Source organism: Acidovorax sp. SRI_002 (assembly GCF_057586455.1).
The window spans coordinates 284,177-303,503 of the sequence record NZ_JBYCZW010000007.1; the positions used below are offsets into that span (position 1 = coordinate 284,177).

At 65.6% G+C, this 19,327-nt stretch carries 18 protein-coding genes; 8 read left to right on the forward strand and 10 right to left on the reverse strand.

Going from position 1 to position 19,327, the window contains the following annotated elements:
* Positions 1-155 precede the first annotated feature (155 nt).
* A complete protein-coding gene (locus tag AC2YJX_RS20580; RefSeq protein ID WP_487257142.1) occupies positions 156-1,841 on the forward strand; it encodes a long-chain fatty acid--CoA ligase in 1,686 nt (561 codons plus the stop codon).
* Positions 1,842-1,951: 110 nt separating this feature from the next.
* Here the strand turns inward: AC2YJX_RS20580 and AC2YJX_RS20585 are convergent, their stop codons facing one another.
* Complete coding sequence (locus AC2YJX_RS20585) at positions 1,952-2,326, reverse strand: PilZ domain-containing protein (protein ID WP_055397452.1); 375 nt, start codon at positions 2,324-2,326, stop codon at positions 1,952-1,954.
* A gap of 224 nt (positions 2,327-2,550) precedes the next feature.
* Here AC2YJX_RS20585 and AC2YJX_RS20590 point away from each other — a divergent pair, with 224 nt between their 5' ends.
* The 4 genes from AC2YJX_RS20590 (at position 2,551) to AC2YJX_RS20605 (ending at position 7,683) form a co-directional block, all read left to right on the forward strand.
* On the forward strand, positions 2,551-5,415 hold the full coding sequence (locus AC2YJX_RS20590) for an EAL domain-containing protein (protein ID WP_487257143.1): 2,865 nt from the start codon (positions 2,551-2,553) through the stop codon (positions 5,413-5,415).
* 247 nt (positions 5,416-5,662) lie between these two features.
* Positions 5,663-6,154: a hypothetical protein gene (locus AC2YJX_RS20595; RefSeq protein WP_228895041.1), complete on the forward strand. Its 492-nt coding sequence runs from the start codon at positions 5,663-5,665 to the stop codon at positions 6,152-6,154.
* 177 nt (positions 6,155-6,331) lie between these two features.
* A complete protein-coding gene (locus tag AC2YJX_RS20600; RefSeq protein WP_487257144.1) occupies positions 6,332-7,108 on the forward strand; it encodes a 2OG-Fe dioxygenase family protein in 777 nt (258 codons plus the stop codon).
* A 137-nt stretch (positions 7,109-7,245) separates the two neighbouring features.
* Complete coding sequence (locus AC2YJX_RS20605; RefSeq protein ID WP_055397444.1) at positions 7,246-7,683, forward strand: universal stress protein; 438 nt, start codon at positions 7,246-7,248, stop codon at positions 7,681-7,683.
* A gap of 190 nt (positions 7,684-7,873) precedes the next feature.
* Here the strand turns inward: AC2YJX_RS20605 and AC2YJX_RS20610 are convergent, their stop codons facing one another.
* From AC2YJX_RS20610 to AC2YJX_RS20625, 4 genes are all read right to left on the reverse strand, one after another.
* On the reverse strand, positions 7,874-8,857 hold the full coding sequence (locus AC2YJX_RS20610; RefSeq protein WP_055397442.1) for a tripartite tricarboxylate transporter substrate binding protein: 984 nt from the start codon (positions 8,855-8,857) through the stop codon (positions 7,874-7,876).
* A gap of 176 nt (positions 8,858-9,033) precedes the next feature.
* Positions 9,034-10,218 (reverse strand): beta-ketothiolase BktB, encoded by a 1,185-nt coding sequence (gene bktB, locus AC2YJX_RS20615; protein WP_055397440.1) that lies wholly within the window; start codon positions 10,216-10,218, stop codon positions 9,034-9,036.
* A 93-nt stretch (positions 10,219-10,311) separates the two neighbouring features.
* On the reverse strand, positions 10,312-11,073 hold the full coding sequence (locus AC2YJX_RS20620; RefSeq protein ID WP_055397439.1) for an SDR family NAD(P)-dependent oxidoreductase: 762 nt from the start codon (positions 11,071-11,073) through the stop codon (positions 10,312-10,314).
* 39 nt (positions 11,074-11,112) lie between these two features.
* Complete coding sequence (locus AC2YJX_RS20625) at positions 11,113-11,628, reverse strand: MarR family winged helix-turn-helix transcriptional regulator (protein ID WP_487257145.1); 516 nt, start codon at positions 11,626-11,628, stop codon at positions 11,113-11,115.
* Between the two features lie 87 nt (positions 11,629-11,715).
* Between AC2YJX_RS20625 and AC2YJX_RS20630 the strand changes: the two genes are divergently transcribed.
* Positions 11,716-12,600, forward strand: coding sequence for an EamA family transporter (locus AC2YJX_RS20630; protein WP_487257146.1), 885 nt, complete (start codon positions 11,716-11,718; stop codon positions 12,598-12,600).
* Positions 12,601-12,718: 118 nt separating this feature from the next.
* Here AC2YJX_RS20630 and AC2YJX_RS20635 read toward each other — a convergent pair whose 3' ends face one another.
* The 5 genes from AC2YJX_RS20635 to AC2YJX_RS20655 all read right to left on the reverse strand — a co-directional run bounded on the left by AC2YJX_RS20635 (position 12,719) and on the right by AC2YJX_RS20655 (position 17,875).
* Entirely contained in the window at positions 12,719-14,380 is a 1,662-nt protein-coding gene (locus AC2YJX_RS20635; protein WP_487257147.1) for a methyl-accepting chemotaxis protein, read from the reverse strand.
* Between the two features lie 85 nt (positions 14,381-14,465).
* Complete coding sequence (locus tag AC2YJX_RS20640) at positions 14,466-15,539, reverse strand: sulfotransferase family protein (protein ID WP_487257148.1); 1,074 nt, start codon at positions 15,537-15,539, stop codon at positions 14,466-14,468.
* Complete coding sequence (locus AC2YJX_RS20645; protein WP_487257149.1) at positions 15,536-16,561, reverse strand: hypothetical protein; 1,026 nt, start codon at positions 16,559-16,561, stop codon at positions 15,536-15,538. Before AC2YJX_RS20645 ends, AC2YJX_RS20640 begins: the two co-directional genes overlap by 4 nt.
* A 27-nt stretch (positions 16,562-16,588) precedes the next feature.
* A complete protein-coding gene (gene cysC / locus AC2YJX_RS20650; protein WP_487257150.1) occupies positions 16,589-17,263 on the reverse strand; it encodes an adenylyl-sulfate kinase in 675 nt (224 codons plus the stop codon).
* A 57-nt stretch (positions 17,264-17,320) separates the two neighbouring features.
* Entirely contained in the window at positions 17,321-17,875 is a 555-nt protein-coding gene (locus AC2YJX_RS20655) for an acyl-homoserine-lactone synthase (protein ID WP_055397429.1), read from the reverse strand.
* Between the two features lie 252 nt (positions 17,876-18,127).
* Between AC2YJX_RS20655 and AC2YJX_RS20660 the strand changes: the two genes are divergently transcribed.
* Positions 18,128-18,808: an autoinducer binding domain-containing protein gene (locus AC2YJX_RS20660; protein WP_121506585.1), complete on the forward strand. Its 681-nt coding sequence runs from the start codon at positions 18,128-18,130 to the stop codon at positions 18,806-18,808.
* Between the two features lie 58 nt (positions 18,809-18,866).
* On the forward strand, positions 18,867-19,310 hold the full coding sequence (locus AC2YJX_RS20665) for a DUF4902 domain-containing protein (protein ID WP_055397425.1): 444 nt from the start codon (positions 18,867-18,869) through the stop codon (positions 19,308-19,310).
* The last annotated feature ends 17 nt before the right edge of the window (positions 19,311-19,327 follow it).

A 19,327-nucleotide genomic window follows, 5' to 3' on the forward strand; every position in this document is an offset into this window, starting at 1 on the left:
CCAGAAGCGCTGGCGCTGCGCCGCCAGCCTGTGGTCACTGCGCCGCGTGCGACCGGTACCTCGGCGTCACATGCGCGACGCAGCATCAGTGCCATCCCCAATGCCGTGGGGCACCATGCGAACTAGGCTGTGTTCTTCAAAGGAATCCCTGCTCCATGCGCGCTCACTACAAGTTCTGGCCCCGCCGGCTGCCCAAATCCATCACCCTGCCGTCCACCTCGCTGTGGGACAACCTGGCGACCAATGCACGCCGCTACCCCGACAAGGCGGCGCTGGTGTTTTTTGGGACCACGGTCAGCTATCGGCAATTGATGGAAGGCGCGGAGCGCCTGGCTGCGCGGCTCGCCCAGCTGGGCGTGCAGCGCGGCGACCGTGTGGTGCTGTGCATGCAGAACTGCCCGCAGCTGGTGATGGCGCATTTCGCCATCCTGCGGGCCAACGCGGTGGTGGTGCCCGTCAACCCCATGAACCGGGCCGAGGAGCTCAAGCACTACATCACCGATCCCGACACCAAGGTGGCGATCACCACGGGTGATCTGGCCCCCGAGATGGCCAAGGCCAGCAATGCGTTGGCCCCTGGTGAGCGGCTGGCGCATCTGGTGGTCACACAGTTTTCGGATGCGTTCGACGTGGCCGTGACCGGCATGGATGCGCCGCCCGAGGCTTGGATGGACTGGCTGGGCACGCGCCACCCCTTGCCTGCGCTGGAGGGCGGGCAGGTCCACGCCTGGACGGACGCCCTGGCCTGTGCGGACGCGCCACCCGCCCTGTCGGTAGGCCCGGCCGACCTGGCGCTGCTGCCCTACACCAGTGGCACTACAGGCCTGCCCAAGGGCTGTATGCACCTGCACAAAAGCATCATGCACAACACGGTGGCCGCCAGCCTGTGGGGCAATGGGTCAGCCGACAATGTGACGCTGGCGGTGGTGCCCATGTTCCACATCACCGGCATGGTGAGCGTGATGCACACGTCGATCTACTGCGGCGCCACGCTGGTCATCATGCCCCGGTGGGACCGCGACCTGGCCGGGCGCCTCATATCGCGCTACCAGGTCACCACCTGGACCAACATTCCCACCATGGTCATCGACCTGCTGGGCAGCCCGAACTTTGCCAGCTATGACCTGTCCAGCCTGGCCTATATCGGTGGGGGCGGGGCCGCCATGCCGCAGGCAGTGGCGCAGCGCCTGCTGGAGCAGTATGGCCTGCGGTATTCCGAGGGCTATGGCCTGACCGAGACAGCCGCTCCGTCGCACGCCAACCCGCCCGACCACCCCAAGCAGCAGTGCCTGGGCATTCCGTTCATGAGCACCGACGCGCGGGTGATCGACCCCGACACGCTGCAGGAGCTGCCCGTGGGCGAGCAGGGCGAGATCATCATCCATGGCCCGGAGGTGTTCGAGGGCTACTGGAAGCGGCCCGATGCCACGGCCTCGGCCTTCATCGAGTTCGAGGGCAAGCGGTTCTTCCGCTCGGGGGACCTGGGACGTATGGACGAGGACGGCTATTTCTTTTTAACTGACCGCCTCAAGCGCATGATCAATGCGAGCGGCTTCAAGGTCTGGCCCGCCGAGGTCGAGGCGTTGATGTTCCGCCACCCAGCCATCCAGGAGGCCTGCATCATCGCCGCCAAAGACAGCTATCGGGGCGAGACGGTCAAGGCCGTGGTGGTGCTGCGCGCCACGCACCAGGACACGACCGAGCAGCAGATCATCGACTGGTGCCGCGAGAACATGGCGGTCTACAAGGTGCCGCGCATCGTGCAGTTTGTGGCGGCGTTGCCCAAGAGTGGCAGTGGCAAGGTGATGTGGCGGGCGCTGCAGGAGCAGGAGGCTCAGTAGGGGCCGTAGCAGTAGCAGTGGCAGCAGCCGCTGTGGCCCATTGGCGGGTGGCCAGGCCGGGAATCGGAGTCAGGGGCTGCCATCGGTAGCCCTTTTTTCCATGCCCCGGGTCAGTGGGATGGCGTAGCCAGCGTCAGCTCGCCCAGGTCGCGCTCCAGCAAAGCGGGGTCGCCCAATTGCAGTTCGATCAGGCGGCGCAGGTGGGTCACGCTGTCCAGATCGATGCCCCGGCACAGCAGGCCGGTGTGCAGGCCTTCGGTATGCGCGACTTCGGTGGACATGGCGATGTGGTTGCCGGTTTCGGCCAGGGGAATGGTCAGCTGGCAGAGCATGCCCGGCTCCAGGTCGGCCTGCGCGGGCACCATGATCAACGCGCCTTTGAGGGACAGGTCCAGCACATGCACGCTGAATGCGTCGGTGGATGTGGTCAGCAGGGCCGGTGCGTCAAAGCCGACGCGGACAAAGTGGCGGCGTTCGTGGGGCATCGCTGTCTCCTGGGCGAAGCGGGGGGTGGACACATGCTACTCCAAGCCGGCGGTGGCAGATTGCATTTGGATGTTTTTGCAAGCTTTCGTTACCATGGGTCTTATTTCCCTGATTTCGATAGGGCCAAGCTGTGAGTCCATGCGTGTACCGGTTCGGGAGCCATTGCGTCGGCTGGCTGCGATGGGCAGTGCTGTTGGCGTTGCTGTGGGCAGGTGGCGTTGCGATGGCGGCTCCGCGCGAGCTGCGCGTGGGGGTGTACTCCAACGAACCCAAGGTGTTTGTGAACGCGGAGGGCAAGCCCTCAGGCATCTTTGTGGACCTGCTGCAGCTGGTGGCCACCCGAGAGCAGTGGACACTGCGCTATGTGCCCTGCGATTGGCAGGACTGTCTGGATGCGCTGGCAGCCGGGCAGATTGACCTGATGCCCGACGTCGCCCGCACCCGCGAGCGCGAGCGGCTGTTCGACTTTCATGCCTCGCCCGTGCTGCACAGCTGGTCGCAGGTCTACCGCGCGCGGGGCAGTTCCATCCAGTCGATGTTCGACCTGGCGGGCAAGCGTGTGGCGGTGCTCAAGGGCTCGGTGCAGCGCGCAACCTTCCAGAGCATGATGGACAGTTTTGGCATCGCGGTGCTGCTGATCGACGCGTCCACACTGACCGAGGCTTTCGAATTTGTACAGAACGGCGATGCGGATGCGGTGATTGCCAACCACCTGTTCGGCAACTTTCATGCGGCCCAGTATGGGCTGGCGGATTCGGGCATCGTGTTCCAGCCCGCCACCTTGTACTTTGCCACCGGCCTCGGACGCAACGCCGATGTGCTGGATGCCATTGATCGATCAGTGCAGGACTGGCGCAGCGGTGCCGACACGCAATACACCCAGGTTCTGCGCCGCTGGGGCGGGCAAGAGCAGGGCGCGCGAATTCCCCCCTGGGCGTGGTGGGGTGTGGCGGGGCTGGCGTTGTTCGGGCTGCTGGCCGCGCTCTCGGCCGTGGTACTGCAGCGCAAGGTGCAGGAGCGCACACGCCACCTTCAGGTCAGCGAGCAGAAGCTGGCTGCCATCCTCGACAGCGTGGGCGCCTTCATCTACATCAAGGGGCGGGACTATCGCTACCAGTATGCGAACCACCATATCCTGGAGCTGTTCGGGCGGCCCGCGAGCGAGGTGGTGGGGCAGGACGACACGGCTTTTTTTGACCAAGCCACTGCCGTACAGATCCAGGAGAACGACCGGCGCGTGCTCGAGCACGGCGAGCGGCTGGAGGTGGAAGAGGTCAATACCCACCTGGCCGATGGCGTGACCCGTGCCTACCTGTCGGTCAAGATTCCCCTTCGCCTGCCCGACGGCAGCATCCACGCGCTGTGCGGCATCTCCACCGACATCACCGAGCGCCGCCGGGCCGAGGAGTCGCTGCGGATCGCGGCGTCCGTGTTCGAGTCGTTCGAGGGCATGGTGGTTACGGGGCCGGACCAGCGCATCCTCAAGGCCAACCAGTCGTATGCACGCCTCACGGGGTATACGGTGGAGGAGCTCGTGGGCCAGACCCCCGCATTGCTGCAGTCTGGCCGCCACGATGCGCAGTTTTACGAAGGCCTGCACAGTGCGCTGCGCAGCACCGGTGCCTGGCAGGGCGAAGTGTGGAACCGGCGCAAGAACGGCGAGGTGTACCCCGCGTGGATCACGGTGACGGCTGTGCGTTCTGCACAAGGCGAGGTCACGCACTATGTGGGCACGCTGACCGACATCTCGCACCGCAAGGCGGCCGAGGAGGAGATCCGTCTGCTCGCGTTCTACGACCCGCTCACCGGTCTGCCCAACCGCCGCCTCATGAACGACCGTCTGCAGCACAGCCTGGCCACCTCGGCGCGCTCCGGTGCGGGCGGGGCGCTGCTGTTTGTGGACCTGGACAACTTCAAGGATCTGAACGATACGCAGGGCCACGAGTTTGGTGACCAGCTCTTGCGCCAGGTGGCGGCCCGCCTGGGCGGCTGTGTGCGCAGCGGCGACACCGTGGCGCGGCTGGGGGGCGACGAATTTGTGCTGCTGATCGAGGGGCTGAGCCCACAGGCCCACGAGGCCGCTGCCCAGGCAGAAACCGTGGGGCGCGCGGTGCTGCTCGCATTGGCGCAAGGCTATCCGCTTGGGGGGCACACGTACCACAGCTCGTGCAGCATCGGCGTGGCGCTGTATGCCGATGCGCAGGGCTCAGTGGACGAACTGCTCAAGCGGGGCGACATGGCCATGTACCAGGCCAAGGGTGCCGGGCGCAACACGATGCGGTTCTTTGATCCGCGCACACAGGCCGCCGTCACGGCGCGCACGGCCCTGGAGTCCGGGATGCGCGAGGCTCTGCGCGACGGCCAGTTCCTGCTGCACTACCAGGCCCAGATCAGCCAAGCCCGCGGCATGGTGGGGGCCGAGGCGCTGGTGCGCTGGCAGCACCCGCAGCGGGGGCTGGTGTCGCCGGCCGAGTTCATTCCGGTGGCCGAGGCCTCGGGCCTCATCGTGCCGCTGGGGGCGTGGATATTGCGCACTGCCTGTCTGCAGCTGGTGGAGTGGGAAAAAGACCCGGCCACCGCCCCCTGGACCTTGGCCGTCAACGTGAGCGCGCGCCAGTTCCGCCACCCGCACTTTGTGGACGAGGTGCTGGGCGTGCTTGAAGAGACGGGGGCCAACCCGCAGCGCTTGAAGCTGGAGCTGACCGAGACCCTGCTGCTTGACGACGTGGAGGACACGATCGAGCGCATGACCACGCTGCGGGCGCTGGGCCTGGGGTTTTCGCTCGACGACTTCGGCACCGGGTACTCGTCCCTGAGCTACCTCAAACGCCTGCCGCTGGACCAGCTCAAGATCGACCAGAGCTTTGTGCGCGACCTGCTCACCGACGCCAACGATGCCAGCATTGCCCGCACCATCGTCACCCTGGCCCAGAGCCTGGACCTGGGCGTGATTGCCGAAGGCGTGGAAACCTGCGAGCAGCGCGACATGCTGGCCAGCCTGGGCTGCCACATGTGGCAGGGCTACCTGTTTGGGCGGCCCGGACCTGCCAGCGCACTGCGGGAGGCGCCGGCAGGGGCGGTGGTGTAGGGCCGTCTATTGTTGGAGGGTGCTTCTATTTTGATAGCTGCTAGCGCTTGATAGGTAAGCGCTAGAAGCAAATTTTGCTTGTAAAATTGACCGCTGCGAGGCCGGAAAGGGGTTCTGTCGCCATTTCCTTACATCCTGTGCACCCTGCGCGGTGTAGGGTGTGGCAGGCCTTGTTACAAACCAGGGCCAGCCTACCGCAGCCGCCCAACGGGTGGCGGCTCCGGGTGGCAAAAACAAGGAGTCCCCCATGAAAAACACCACCATGACCACGATGCACTCACTCCGTCTTCTCCTGTCTGGCGCGATGGCCGCGCTGCTGCTGGCAGCCGCTGGCGGCGCCCACGCGCAGGCCTATGTCAACGCCACCGTGGGCGGCGAACTGGCGCCCGGCGTGTACGGCCGCATCAACATCGGCAATGCGCCACCACCGCCGCTGATCTACGCCGAGCCGGTCATCATCCACCGCCCGGCAGTGGTGGTGCCACGGGCACCCATCTACCTGTATGTGCCGCCCGGCCATGCCAAGAACTGGGGCAAACACTGTGGCCGCTACAACGCCTGCAACCAACCGGTGTATTTTGTGCAGGAGCCACCACCACGCCGTGGCCCTCCACCCCGTGCCCACGGCCGCGATGACCGCCGCTGGGACGACGACCACCGCCACGGTGGCAAGCACGACCGTGACCATGACCGGGGGCGCGGCCATGGCAACGGCAAGGGCCACGGCAACCGCGATTGATAGGCTAACGGCTAACGGCTAACGGCTAACGGCTAATGGCGAGCGGCGAGCGGCTAACGACTGAGGGGGAAGGCCGATTGCAGTGCTGCGGGATGCCACGCAGGTGGCAGGCCCTGCCGCACCTTGCTTGAGCCACCGCAGAAGACCTGCGGCGCCAGCGGTTAAGCTCGGGCTTCTATGGCCCAAGTCACTTTTTCTCCTCCGTTCACGGCTCCCTCCGATGTGGCGAGCCAGCTTCGCCAGGCGGGCTACGCCGTTCTGTCGCCTGCCGATGTGGCCCGCTGGGTGGGCTGCGATCTTTCGTCGCTGATGGCCCTGAATGGCGACTGGGCGGCGTTGCCGCCCGATGATTTTCTGAAGGACGGTGGCCGCTACCGGCGCCGCCGCCATGCGTGTTTTGTGGTGCAGGGCGGGCAACTGCAGCAGGCACCGCACCGGGCGCACTGGCAACCTGTGGAATACAACGCGCTGCATGGCGGCATGGAGCGCTGGTTTGCGCCCATGGAGGCTGCCACCGTGGCCCAGCCGGTGTGGCAGCAGCTGCTGGCTGCGCTGGCTGGGGTGTCCGATGCCGTGTTTGCTCCGTCCGAGGCGCCCGTGCCCTGGTTCATCGAGGCGCACCAGTTCCGCATCGACACCACCGACGGCATTGGCCGGCCCACGCCCGAGGGGGCGCACCGCGATGGCGTGGACCTTGTGGCCGTCTTCCTGGTGGGGCGCGAGGGCGTCAAGGGCGGCGAGACGCGCGTGTTCGAGGCCGCAGGCCCGAGCGGCCAGCGCTTTACGCTGACCGAGTCGTGGTCTTTGCTGCTGCTGGACGATGCTCGCATGATCCACGAGTCCACCCCCATTCAGCCGTTGGCCGAAGGAGGGTACCGCGACACCCTGGTGGTCACCTGCCGCCGCGGCAACTTTCAGGGGGCGGACGTGGTGGGGCAGACCCCGGCAGCCTGAACACAAGCGCCTGCAGCAGCGCATGTGTGCAGCCGATTTGATGCGAATCAAGATGCGGGGTATGGTGACGGTTCACACTCTGGTTCAAGAAGTCGGGCCACAAGCTTGACTCACCCATCAACCCAAGGAGAAGCACCATGTTCAAGCACATTCTGGTTCCAGTCGATGGTTCCAACACCTCGATGCTGGCCGTGTCCAAGGCGGCCGGGCTGGCCAAGACCTTTGGCAGCGCCGTGACGGCGGTCTACGTGGTAGACCCCTATCCCTTCACCGGCGTGGGGGCCGATTTTGCGTATGGCCAGGCGCAGTACATCAATGCCGCTACCTCCGAAGCCAACGCGGCCCTGGAAGCCACGCGCAAAGCCATGGCCGAAGCCGGTGTGGCTGTGACCACCGTGGTGGGCGAGGGCCATGCCGTGCACGACGGCATCCTGCGCGCGCTGGAGAGCACGGGCGCCGACCTCATCGTGATGGGTTCACACGGCCGCCGAGGCCTTGAAAAGCTGGTGCTGGGCAGCGTCACGCAGCGCGTGCTGGGTGTGGTGCACATCCCGGTTCTGGTCGTGAGGGACTGAGCGCCACTCCTATGAAGAACGGCTCCGAAAGGAGCCGTTCTTCATTTCAGTTCTCGATGACGCCGTGCATCCGCGCATTCCACAGCTCGTGGAACAGGCACGCCCCGTACCAGTGCACCCGTGGATCTGGCTCCGCCAGGCCACCGGGTGCGTCCCCCTTCAGGGGGAAGGCGCGAAACGCCTCAGGGGGTCACTCAATCTTTGCGCCGGAGGCTTCCACGATGCCCTTCCACTTGGCGTAGTCGGTCTTGAGCAGGGTGCCAAACTGTGCGGGCGACATGGCTTCGGGCTCGGCGCCCTGGGCCTGGATGGCGGCCTTCATGTCGGGCGTGGCCAGCAGCTTGTTGATTTCAGCGTTCACGGTGGTCACCACGGCGGCGGGTGTACCGGCTGGGGCAAACACGCCGTACCAGGTGCTCACATCAAAGTCCTTGAAGCCCGACTCGGCCACGGTGGGCACTTCGGGCAGCGACGAGCTGCGCTTGGCCGACGTGACGGCCAGCGGACGCAGCTTGCCTGCCTTGATCTGGCCCATGGCCGAGGGCAGGGACGAGACCAGCAGGTCCACGTTGCCCGCCAGCGCATCCATCAACGCGGGGTTCGATCCTTTGTACGGGATGTGGCTCAGCTTGACGCCTGCGGCCTTCTCGAACAGGTCACCCGCCAGGTGGATGGACGTGCCGTTGCCGGGCGAGCCATAGGTGATGGTGCCGGGCGAGGCCTTGGCGGCGGCCACCACGTCGGCCAGGGTTTTGTACTTGGAGTTGACGCTGGTGGCGATGACCACGGGCGTGTAGGCCACGTGGGCGATGGCGGTCAGGTCCTTGGTGGGGTCCCAGGGCAGGTTTTTGTACAGCCAGGGGCCGATCACGAGGTTGTCCTTCTGGCCCATCACCAGGTCATAGCCCGTGGGCGCGGCCTTGACAGCTTCGCCAATGCCGATGGTGCCGCCCGCGCCGGCCTTGTTGTCGGCCACCACCGTCCACTTGGCGCTTTCGGTGAGCTTGGTGGCCACCAGGCGCGAGAGGATGTCGGTGCCGCCGCCGGGCGGGAAGGGCACGATCAGGCGGATGGGCTTGGTGGGGTAGGCCGCAGCCGGTGCGGGTGCCTGGGCGTGCGCGGTGGTGCCCACGGCAAAAGCGATCGCGGTGAAGGAAAGCAGGGTGCGAATCATGGTGTGGTTTGTCTCCGTCGGTTCATGGAATGTGCAGGCGGTGGCTGGGCACACGCCACCTGGCTGATCTGGGTCAGCGGGCGCCAATGATCGCTGATGACCGGAGGCGCCCGCCTTGCCAATGGCGGGTGGCAGCATCGCGGGTGGCGATGGCAGTGTTCCCACCCGCAGGGAGGTCAGATGCGTTCAAAAATCGCTGCAATGCCCTGACCACCGCCGATGCACATCGTCACCAGCGCATAGCGGCCCTGGATGCGTTGCAGCTCGTGGATGGCCTTCACGGTGATGAGCGCGCCGGTGGCGCCAATAGGGTGGCCCAGCGAAATACCCGAGCCATTGGGGTTGACCTTGGCAGGGTCCAGGCCCAGGTCCTTGGTCACTGCGCAGGCCTGGGCGGCAAAGGCTTCGTTGGCTTCGATCACGTCCAGGTCGTTGACGGTGAGGCCCGCCTTTTTCAGTGCCAGCTGCGTGGCTGGCACGGGGCCGATGCCCATGTACTTGGGGTCTACACCTGCGTGGGCGTAGGCCACCAGGCGTGCCAGGGGCTTGGCGCCACGGGCCTTGGCAGCACCGGCTTCCATCAGCACCACGGCGGCGGCGGCGTCGTTGATACCCGAGGCGTTGCCGGCGGTCACCGTGCCGTTTTCCTTGATGAACACGGGCTTGAGCTTGGCCAGGTCGTCCATCGTGGCGCCGGGGCGGAAGTGTTCGTCGGTGGCGTACAACACGTCGCCCTTTTTGCTCTTGAGCGTGACGGGGACGATCTGGTCTTTGAACACGCCGTTTTGCGTGGCGCGTTCGGCGCGGTTGTGGCTTTCCACCGCCAGCTTGTCCTGGTCTTCACGCGTGATGCCCCATTTGGCGGCAATGTTCTCGGCCGTCACACCCATGTGGATGTTGTGGAAGGGGTCGTGCAGAGCGCCGATCATCATGTCCACCATCTTGGTGTCGCCCATGCGGGCGCCCCAGCGCATGTTCAGGCTGGCAAAGGGCACGCGGCTCATGTTTTCAGCGCCAGCGCCAATCGCCACGTCGGTGTCGCCCAGCAGGATGGACTGGCTGGCGTTGACGATGGCCTGCAGGCCCGAGCCACACAGGCGGTTCACGTTGAAAGCAGGCGTACCTTCGCCGCAGCCACCGTTGATGGCCGCCACGCGCGAGAGGTACATGTCCTTGGGCTCGGTGTTGACCACATGGCCAAACACCACGTGGCCCACGTCCTTGCCTTCCACGTTGGCACGTGCAAGCGATTCGCGCACCACGAGTGCGCCCAGTTCGGTAGGAGGCACGTCCTTCAGGCTGCCACCAAAGGTGCCAATGGCGGTGCGCACTGCGCTGACGACGACGACTTCACGGGTCATGGGGAGGTCCTTTCAGATGAATTTGAGGCTAAATTGGCCGCTAGCGCTTATCCAGAAAGCGCGAGCAGCTATAAAAACAGGAGTTTCGGGGCTTTAGGCATCTCTGACATCGGCCACCGGGTTGGTGCCAAAGTCTGCGCGTTCCAGCCAGGCGAGCACGCGGATAGCGGCGTCGGTGGGCGATGTGAGTTGGCCACCCGTCTTGAGGTTGGCGAAATTCTGGCGGTCCGGGAAGGCGGCCGGGTCGGCGCCGCGCAGCTGGACCTGCATATCGGTGTCGATCACACCAGGCGCCAGCGAGCATACCTTGGCACCATGGGGCTTGAGGGCCTCGTCCAGCGCCACGCAGCGCGTGAAGTGGTCCATGCCGGCCTTGGCCGCGCAGTAGGCGGCCTGCGAGGCCATGGCCCGGCGGCCCAGGCCCGAGGAGATGTTGAGCACCTTGCGGGGCACCGTCCAGCTGTCCGTTGCACCCAGGAAGGCGGCGGTCAGTTGCATGGGCGCCTCCAGCCCCACACGCAGGGCGGTGGCCAGGTCGTCCACATTGCTGTGTGACAGCGGTGCAATCTGCGGAATCATGCCCGCGTTGTTGATCAGCGTGGCGCTGGCAAATGCCTGCGGGCCTTGCGCCTGCAGCCAGGCCTGCAGCTTGTGGGCGGCCTGTTCGCCCTGCGACAGGTCTTGCTGCCACTGTTCGATGGTGACGCCTGCCGCTTTCGCTTCGATGGCCAGGTCGGCGTTGGTGCTGCGCGCGATGCAGACCAGGGTGTTGCCGCTTTTCAAAAGCTGCTGGGCCATGGCCAGGCCCATGCCGCGCGATGCGCCGGTGAGGATGGTGAGGTGGTTTTGGGGCATCCCGCCATGTTACTGCGCAGTACCCATGGCCGGGGGTAATTACTGCCCTGTGGGCGACTCCAGCGCCGCCAGCAGCAGTGCCAGCCGGGCGTCAAGTGCCGCGAGGTCGGCGGCCTTCAGTGGCGCCAGGATGCGGTGCTCGTTGGCCACATGGGCTTCCACGGCGCGGTCGATCAGTGCCAACCCCTCGGGCGTGAGCTGTACCAGCGAGCTGCGCGCGTCGTCGGGGTTGGGCCGGCGGGTGATCCAGCCCTGGGCTTCGAGCTTGCCCATGCGGTGCGTCATGGTGCCCGAGGTGACCATGAGCGTGGAAAACAGCGTGGTCGGTGCCAGGCAGTGGGGAGCGCCGCTGCGGCGCAGCGTGGCCAGCACGTCGAACTCCCAATAGCTCAGGCCGAATTCGACAAAGGTCTCGTCGAGCCTGCGCTGCAACAGCGCGGCGCAGCGCTTGATGCGGCCGATGGGACCCATGGGGCTCACGTCCAGGTCGGGGCGCTCACGGTGCCACTGGGCCAGGATGGCGTCCACGGCGTCGGGTTGGCGTTGAGTGGCCATGGTGTTGGTGATGAAATTATCTTGAATTCAAGATTGTAGGGCACGGGCGTGGTAGGATTATTTATCTTGAATTGAAGATATATTTATATGCAAAACCACCGTACCTCTCCCTGGCTGGATGCGCTCACCACGGCCGTGGGCCCGGTCATTTGGGGCTCCACCTACATCGTCACCACCGAGCTGTTGCCGCCCGACCGGCCCTTCACGGCAGCGCTGCTGCGCACGCTGCCTGCCGGCCTGCTGCTGGTGTTGTGGTGCCGCCGTTGGCCGGCGTGGGGCGATTGGGTGGGGTGGCGGCGCCTGCTGGTGCTGTCGGCGCTGAACATCGGGGTCTTCCAGGCGCTGCTGTTTGTGGCGGCCTACCGGTTGCCGGGGGGCGTGGCGGCTGTGGTGGGCGCCATAGGTCCGCTGGTGGTGATGGGGCTGGTCTGGGCGCTGGACCATCGGCGCCCGCCCGGCCTGGCGTTGGCGGCGGGTGCCCTTGGCGTGCTGGGCATGGCGGCGCTGCTGCTGTCGCCGGGGGCGCGGTGGGACATGGTGGGCGTGGCTGCGGCGCTGGTGGGCACAGTGTGCATGGCAGCGGGCACGTTCTGGTCGCGGCGCTGGCGGTCGGACCTGCCGGTGCTGGCATTTACGGGCTGGCAGCTGCTGGCGGGTGGCATCATGCTGGCGCCCGTGGCCTGGGTGGTCGACCCGCCGCTGCCCGCGCTCTCGGCCACGCAGGTAGGCGGTTATGTCTACCTGAGTCTGGCGGGTGCCCTGTTGGCCTACGCGCTGTGGTTTCGTGGCATTGCGCGGTTGCCGTCGGTGGCGGTGTCATCGCTAGGGCTGCTGAGCCCGGTCACGGCCGTGCTGCTGGGCTGGGTGTTGCTGGGGCAGGCCATGACGGGGGTGGCGCTGGGGGGCATGCTGGTGGTGCTGGCCAGCATTTTGGCGGTGCAGTGGGCGATGTCGAGGCCGGTGCAAGGGTAGGCTCGTTGGTCGCGCCTGGATGCGGTCTTATTTGCTATATTTTTTATAGCTAACAATGAGAACCATCAAGCGCCAGGGCCTCAAAAGGCCCTGAACCATCGCCTTGCCTTGCGGCGCCTCAGGCTGCGGCGATGGCGCGGGGCGCGCCGACGCGTGCAACCGGTGCCAGGGCTGGGTGGGCCGTGTGGGCCGATGGTGTGGGCGCCCGGCTGGCGGCAGGCAGCGGGGTGCTGCTGCCTGTTGCATCCAACTGGAACACCGAGACCAGCTGGACGAGATCCAGGGCCTGGCTCTTCATGCTGCTGGCGGCGGCGGCCATTTCTTCGACCAGGGCTGCGTTCTGTTGCGTGGCCTGGTCCATCTGCATCACGGCTTCACCCACCTGGCCCACGCCGTCGCTCTGCTCGGCGCTGGCGGCACTGATCTCGCTCATGATGTCCGTCACACGCCGGATCGACTGGACGACATCCGTCATCGTCTGCCCGGCCTTGTCGACCAGGGCCGTGCCTTGGTCCACGCGGCTCACGCTGGCCGAGATGAGTTCCTTGATCTCCTTGGCAGCTTCGGCCGACCGGCCCGCCAGCCCCCGCACTTCGGTGGCCACCACGGCAAAGCCCCGGCCCTGCTCGCCCGCACGCGCGGCTTCCACGGCGGCGTTCAGTGCCAGGATGTTGGTCTGAAAGGCGATGCCATCGATCACGCTGATGATGTCGGCAATTTTCTTGGAGCTGTCGTTGATGCCCTTCATGGTCTCCACCACCTGGGCCACCACTTCGCCACCCTGCACGGCCACGTCGTTGGCATTGCGGGCGAGCTTGTTGGCTTGCTGGGCGCTGTCGGAGTTCTGCTTCACGGTCGAGCCCAGCTCCTCCATGGAAGCAGCGGTTTGCTGCAGCGCGCTGGCCTGGCGTTCGGTGCGGGCCGAGAGGTCGTGGTTGCCCTGCGAGATTTCTGCACTGGCGGTGGAGACGCTTTCGGCGCTTTGCCGCACGTTGGCCACGATGTCGGCCAGCTTGGCACGCATGTGTGCCAGCTCGGTGAGCAACTGGCCCGGCTCGTCCTTGGCCCCCTGGGGAATGGGAGTGGCCAGGTCACCCGCCGCGATGGCCGTGGTGGCCTGGACGGCCTGCCGCACAGGGGCGGTGATGGAGCGGGTGGTCCACCAGGCCAGGAACAACCCCACCAGGATGGCCAGCACGGTGCTGCCGCTCACCCAGGCGGTGCTGGCCTCGGCCTTGCGCGTGGTGTCCTTCAGGGTGCTGGCCACGCCTTCGTCCAGCGTGTGGGTCAGCTCTTGCAGCACGGCCGCGTAACTTTGAAAGACGGGCGCCAGCACGGTATCGGCCTGCGCGGCCACGTCCTGTCCCGCCTCCTTGGCTTTGACGAGTTCGGTGCGCTTGACGCGGTAGGCATCGCGCGCGGCAATGGCCTGGTCGTAAAGCTGCATTTCCTTGCCGGACAACAGGTAGCTGCGCACCTCCTGCATGCGCTTGCTTTGCACCTCGACCACGGCAGACATGTCTTTCTTGAGCTTGCCGGCGTACTGGGCGTCGTTGGCTTTGAGGAAGGCCTCGGTGCGCAACCAGTTCATCTGGATGTCGGTCTGCCACTGGTGCACGATGCCCTGGCGCTTGAGTTCCGAGGTGGCAATGTGCTCGTTGCTGTGCTGCAGGGCGTTCACGCTCATGACGCCGAGTACAGCGATGACCATGGTGATCAGTAGCAGCAGCCCGAATGCCACTCCAAGTCGAATGCCCAGTTTCAGGTCTTTGATGCGCATGGCGGTTCCTTGAGGGTGCAGTGGCGAAGGTGTGTGAAGGGGCTGGGGTCGGGTGCCTGTGGACCAGGTTGGTTTGTCGCGCTGGTCAGGACAAGGCCGCTGCCCCGGTTTCCAGGGAGCTGGTGCTTTGCAGGCGCTGGCGCACGCGCTCCAGGTAGTCGGCCCGCACGCGGCGGGCCGCATAGTCGCGCGGCGCACTGCGCAGCAACTGCTCCCAGGCCTCGACGCGCCGTTTTTCTGACTGCTGGTGGCACTGCGCCAGCACCACGGGCGTGGGGGGCAGGGCCTGGGCCTCGGTCATGCATTCGTAGCCGTAGTAGTGCATGGTTTCCCACGCCAGGCTTTCGATGGTCTCGATCTCATGAGGCTGCAGCTGGGTCTTGAACTTGTCCTTGTTCGCTGGCAGGGGGGCAAAGCAGTTGGACTCCCACAGGGCGGACATGCGGGACAGGTCTTGCGCCTCTTGCGATGCCGCGATGTCCAGCATCTGTGGCAGAAACTCGATGCCGATGAACTGGCAGATGCGCCGCAGCGTGTGTTCCTGGTCGCCCAGGAAGTCTTCGTAGCGGATGGTGAGCACGCGGTCCGGGTAGCGCAATGCCAGTGCGCGGCCTGTGGCGTGGGCCTTGACCCAGGCCAGGGCGTTGAGTGTGGTGTCGAAGTCGTGAATGATTGCCCGGTTCATCGAAGCCACCTGCGCCCGGGGGTCGCGCACCACGTTCAGAAAACGCATTTCCGGAAACAGGGCCATCAGGTCGTGGGCGTAGTGGACGCTGTCGAGCGACTTGTCCATGGCCACGCTGGCCCCGTGCTGCTCTGCGCTGCGCAGCAGCAGCTCCCACACAATGCGGTGCACGCTGCGGGGTTCGTTCTCCAGCGCGTTGAAGATCTCCTCGGCGTCGAAATGCACCCCCGGCCACTTCACCATGCTGGATTGCTGCAGTCCCACCACGTCTTTGACCATCTGCCGGTACGCGCTGTCGTCGCGCAGGTCGCCATACAGCGGCACCAGGGGCATGAAGTCCACGATGTGCAGGGGGTAGGGGGAGTGGAACTGTGGGCTGGCGTTCAGGCGCAGGCGCAGTGCATGGCTGCCGCAGCGCCGCAGCGGAATCATCAACAGCGGAAGCGGGCGCGTAGTGTGGGTTGGCTGGTTCATGGTGTGTCTGACTCCAGGTGCGCGAAGAACTCGTTGATGAAGCGATCCATATCCTGGTCGGGCAGCCGGTCGATGCCGCCCGCGCCATGGCGACCGCCACCCGCCGGGTAGCGGCTGCAGAAGATGTCGGCACGGCTGGCGCTGGCGCTGCCGATGCGCAGGTTCACCAGAAAGTCGCCGTCCGAACGGGGCGTGAGCACGGCGACCGAACGCCCGTTGTTGCGTGCCACCAGCTGGTTGGCCAGGGTGCCGCACAGGCGCCGGGCCCATGCGCGGTCGGGCAGCACGTACACGGTGGCCCGGTCGTTGGCGGTGTAGGGGGCCAGGTCCTGCACGGCCTGCTGGTCGCTGGCATGGCCTTCTTGCAGGCGGCGGAATTCGTAGGCCTTGGCCATGAAGTCGAGCGGGCTTTCAAAGCGATGGAGTGACCGGTACAGCTGCACGGGGCAAAAGTGCAGGTCTTCGCGGCTTTCGCCATAGGCGTTGTAGTTGAGCAGGTAGCCCAGCTGCGCCAGCGCACCGCGTGTGGCCGCCGTGCAGCCATGTTCGCGCGCCATGCGGTCGGCCACGGCGTCCAGGTTGTCACCGTAGGCCGCCACGATGGCCCACTGGCGCAAAACGCCGCCCAGGTGGCGGTCTACCAGGATGCTGGTGCAGACGTCCAGGCCGGTGTCAATGTGGGCGGTAAGCTGCGGGTGGCGAAAAAGGGTTTTTGCGCTGTGGTGGTCGAAATAAGTCACGTGGCCGCCGCCATTGAGCACCCGGCACACGCCCTGTGCGTTGCGGTCCCACGAGATGTCAAGCGCCGTCACCTGCAGCGGCCGCCCGGAGGGCAGCTGGTCGAACAGGGCAATGTCCCGTTTCACCCCGCTGATGAGAAAGCTGTCGCGGGGCTCTACCAGGCGCAGCTGGTGCAGGGCACACAGCCCGTCGGCATCACCGTTGAAGAGGTCATAGGCGTGCACCCCATGGGCCGTGGGGGCTGGCGCCGGGGCGGAGACTGGGGCGTGGTCGGTAGACATGGAAAGAAACGTGCAAAAAAGACAGCCCTAGCGGATGTACCCGCGCTGGCGCAGGAGCGCGAGCACCTGCGCGCAGGCATCGGGCAGGCTCAGGTGGGCGGTGTCGATGCTGAAATCAGGCGATTCGGGTGCCTCGTAGGGGGCGGAAACCCCTGTGAACTGTGGGATGTGCCCCGCTCGCGCCAGGGTGTACAGGCCCTTGGGATCGCGGCCCTCGCACACGTTGAGCGGGGTGCTCACATGCACCTCCAGAAAGCGGTGTTCTCCGATGAGCGCACGGGCCATGGCACGGTCGCTGCGCTGGGGGGAGATGAGTGCGGTGAACACCATCAGCCCGGCGTCGTTCATGAGGGCGGCGACTTCGGCCACGCGCCGAATGTTTTCCGAGCGCTCGGCGGCGCTGAAACCGAGGTCGCGGTTGAGCCGGTGCCGCAGGTTGTCCCCGTCCAGCACAAAACTCGCAAACCCGAGCCCATGCAGTTCTTCCTCCAGCGCATAGGCCAGGGTGGACTTGCCCGCGCCGCTCAGGCCGGTGAGCCAGAGGGTGACGGGGCGCTGCTGCAGCAGGTCCTCGCGCAGGGGACCTGTCACCCGTCCGGCATGCGGGATCACCACCCGCAGGCCGTGGGGCGTCAGGCCTGGAGAGGCAGCCGCAGGGGTCGGGCCCTGGGCCGGGTGCTGGAGCGAGGAAGGCTGCGGCATGGTCATGTCAGGCAAGGGCTGTGGGCGGCGAGCGTGTCAGCAGGCGGGTTCGTGTTGTCACTTGCACCGAATGGAGCAGGCAAAAAGCGGATGGCCCTGGACCACGGTGGGCGGGCCCAGGCGATGCGATTCAAAACCCGTGCGGCGCAGCAGGCGCTCCACCCCCAGTGGCGAGACAGTGACCATGCGCTGGGCCCCGTGTGCCATGGCGCACCGGCTGGCCGCCTGCAGCAGGCCGGTGGTGATGGGCGAGGAGAACTGGTCGAGCGCAGAGCCCGTGGGACCTGAAAAATCCATGGATGCAAAGCGGGACAGCTCCCACACCTCCGGCGCGTCGGGGGCCGGGGCACCGTTGAGCAGTTGCGGAAACACCTCGGCCAGCAGGTAGGGGCGGGTGGTGGGTAGAAGCCGGGCGGTGCCGATGACCTCGCCGTCTTCGTTCTGGGCGATGACGTAGACGGTGTCGTCCCGGTCGAACTGGTCCAGCTCCAGGGCATCGCGGCAGTGCAGCTGCCAGCCCAGTTTTTCCACAAAAACGCGGTGCCGGTACCGGGCCATGCGGGTCATCAGTGGTGGACGCAGTTCCGCAGAGCAGCCAGAGGTGATGCGCATCGGAGATTCCCTCATGAGTTTTCCCCATTAGAAAATCACCCGAAAATATTTGTAACTACCAACTCTGGTAGGTGTTGCCTGACCCCGTCCCTCTCAAAATCAACTCGCCAAAGGGCTTCAATGCCGCCAGAATGTGGAAAAACGTAACGGCGGTTGATGGTGCGTAATTCGCATGCGGATGGTCAGTCTCTGTGGGGTGGTGCTCGGTGTTGGAGTCCTATGACAAGCTGGCAAGAAGATCTTTTGGGGGTGATGGACCGCGCGCAGTCTGAGCAAGAGGTTTTTTGCAAAATCGAGCTTGCTGCGCACGCCTTGGGGTTTGAGTACTGCGCCTATGGCCTGCGGGTACCCATGCCCCTGTCCAACCCAAAGACCATTTTCTTGAACAACTACCCGCCGGCCTGGCAGGAGCGGTATGTGCAGCAGGGCTATGTGCAGGTGGACCCCACGGTGCAGCATGGGTGCCGCAAGCAGACCCCGCTGGTCTGGTCGGACGACGTGTTTGCATCAGCCCAGGATTTCTGGGAGGACGCGCGATCGTTTGGCCTGCGCTTTGGATGGGCGCAATCGTGCATTGATGGGGGCGGGGTGCGCGGCATGCTGACGCTGGCGCGTTCGTCCGATGCCCTGACACCCGACGAGATTGCCCACAGCGAGATGAAGATGCGCTGGCTGGCGCACATTGCGCACCTGATCCTGTCGCGCATCTTTACGACACGCCAGGCCGAAGAGATGCAGCCGCATCTGACGGCCAGAGAAATCGAGGTGCTCAAATGGACCGCCGACGGCAAGACCTCTGCCGACATCTCCTCGCTGCTGGATGTGTCGGAAAACACCGTGAACTTCCACGTCAAGAATGCCGTGACCAAACTGCAAACCACCAACAAGACGGCTGCCACCGTGCGTGCCGCCATGCTGGGGTTGCTGGGCTGATGCAGCGGCCCGGGGGCGCTGTAGGCCCTTGCGCACAGCCAGACCGCACCACGCTGGGATGGGCCGCAACCTGGGTGGCCTGTGGGGAGCGGGCGTGAACGCCATGCAGGTGTCGCCGGATGGCCTGCTGCGCCTGTCGATTGACGAGTTGCTGTCCCTGCCCATCCACCATCTGATGTCAGCGGTAGACCTGGACTTGGTGGTGCCGCGCACCGCAGTGTGCGGCTGCGAAACCACCATCAGCGGCTATACCGAATGGGTGAGCGCGTCCTGCCCCGTGGTTTCCATTGGCTGGGACTGGCACATCAGTCTCTGGACAGCGCAACGGCCCTTTGCCTGGGCACGGCTGGGCCAGCCCCGCAGCAACGTGATGCTGGTGTATTCCACGGGCAACGACACCGGGTGGCACAAGAACCTGGAACTGCTGTCCACGGTGGTGGACGCTTTGCCCTGGCAGGAGCAATTGAGCCATTCGGTGACGGCCCTGCTGCCCAGTCATTGAGTATGGTTTGCTATTAA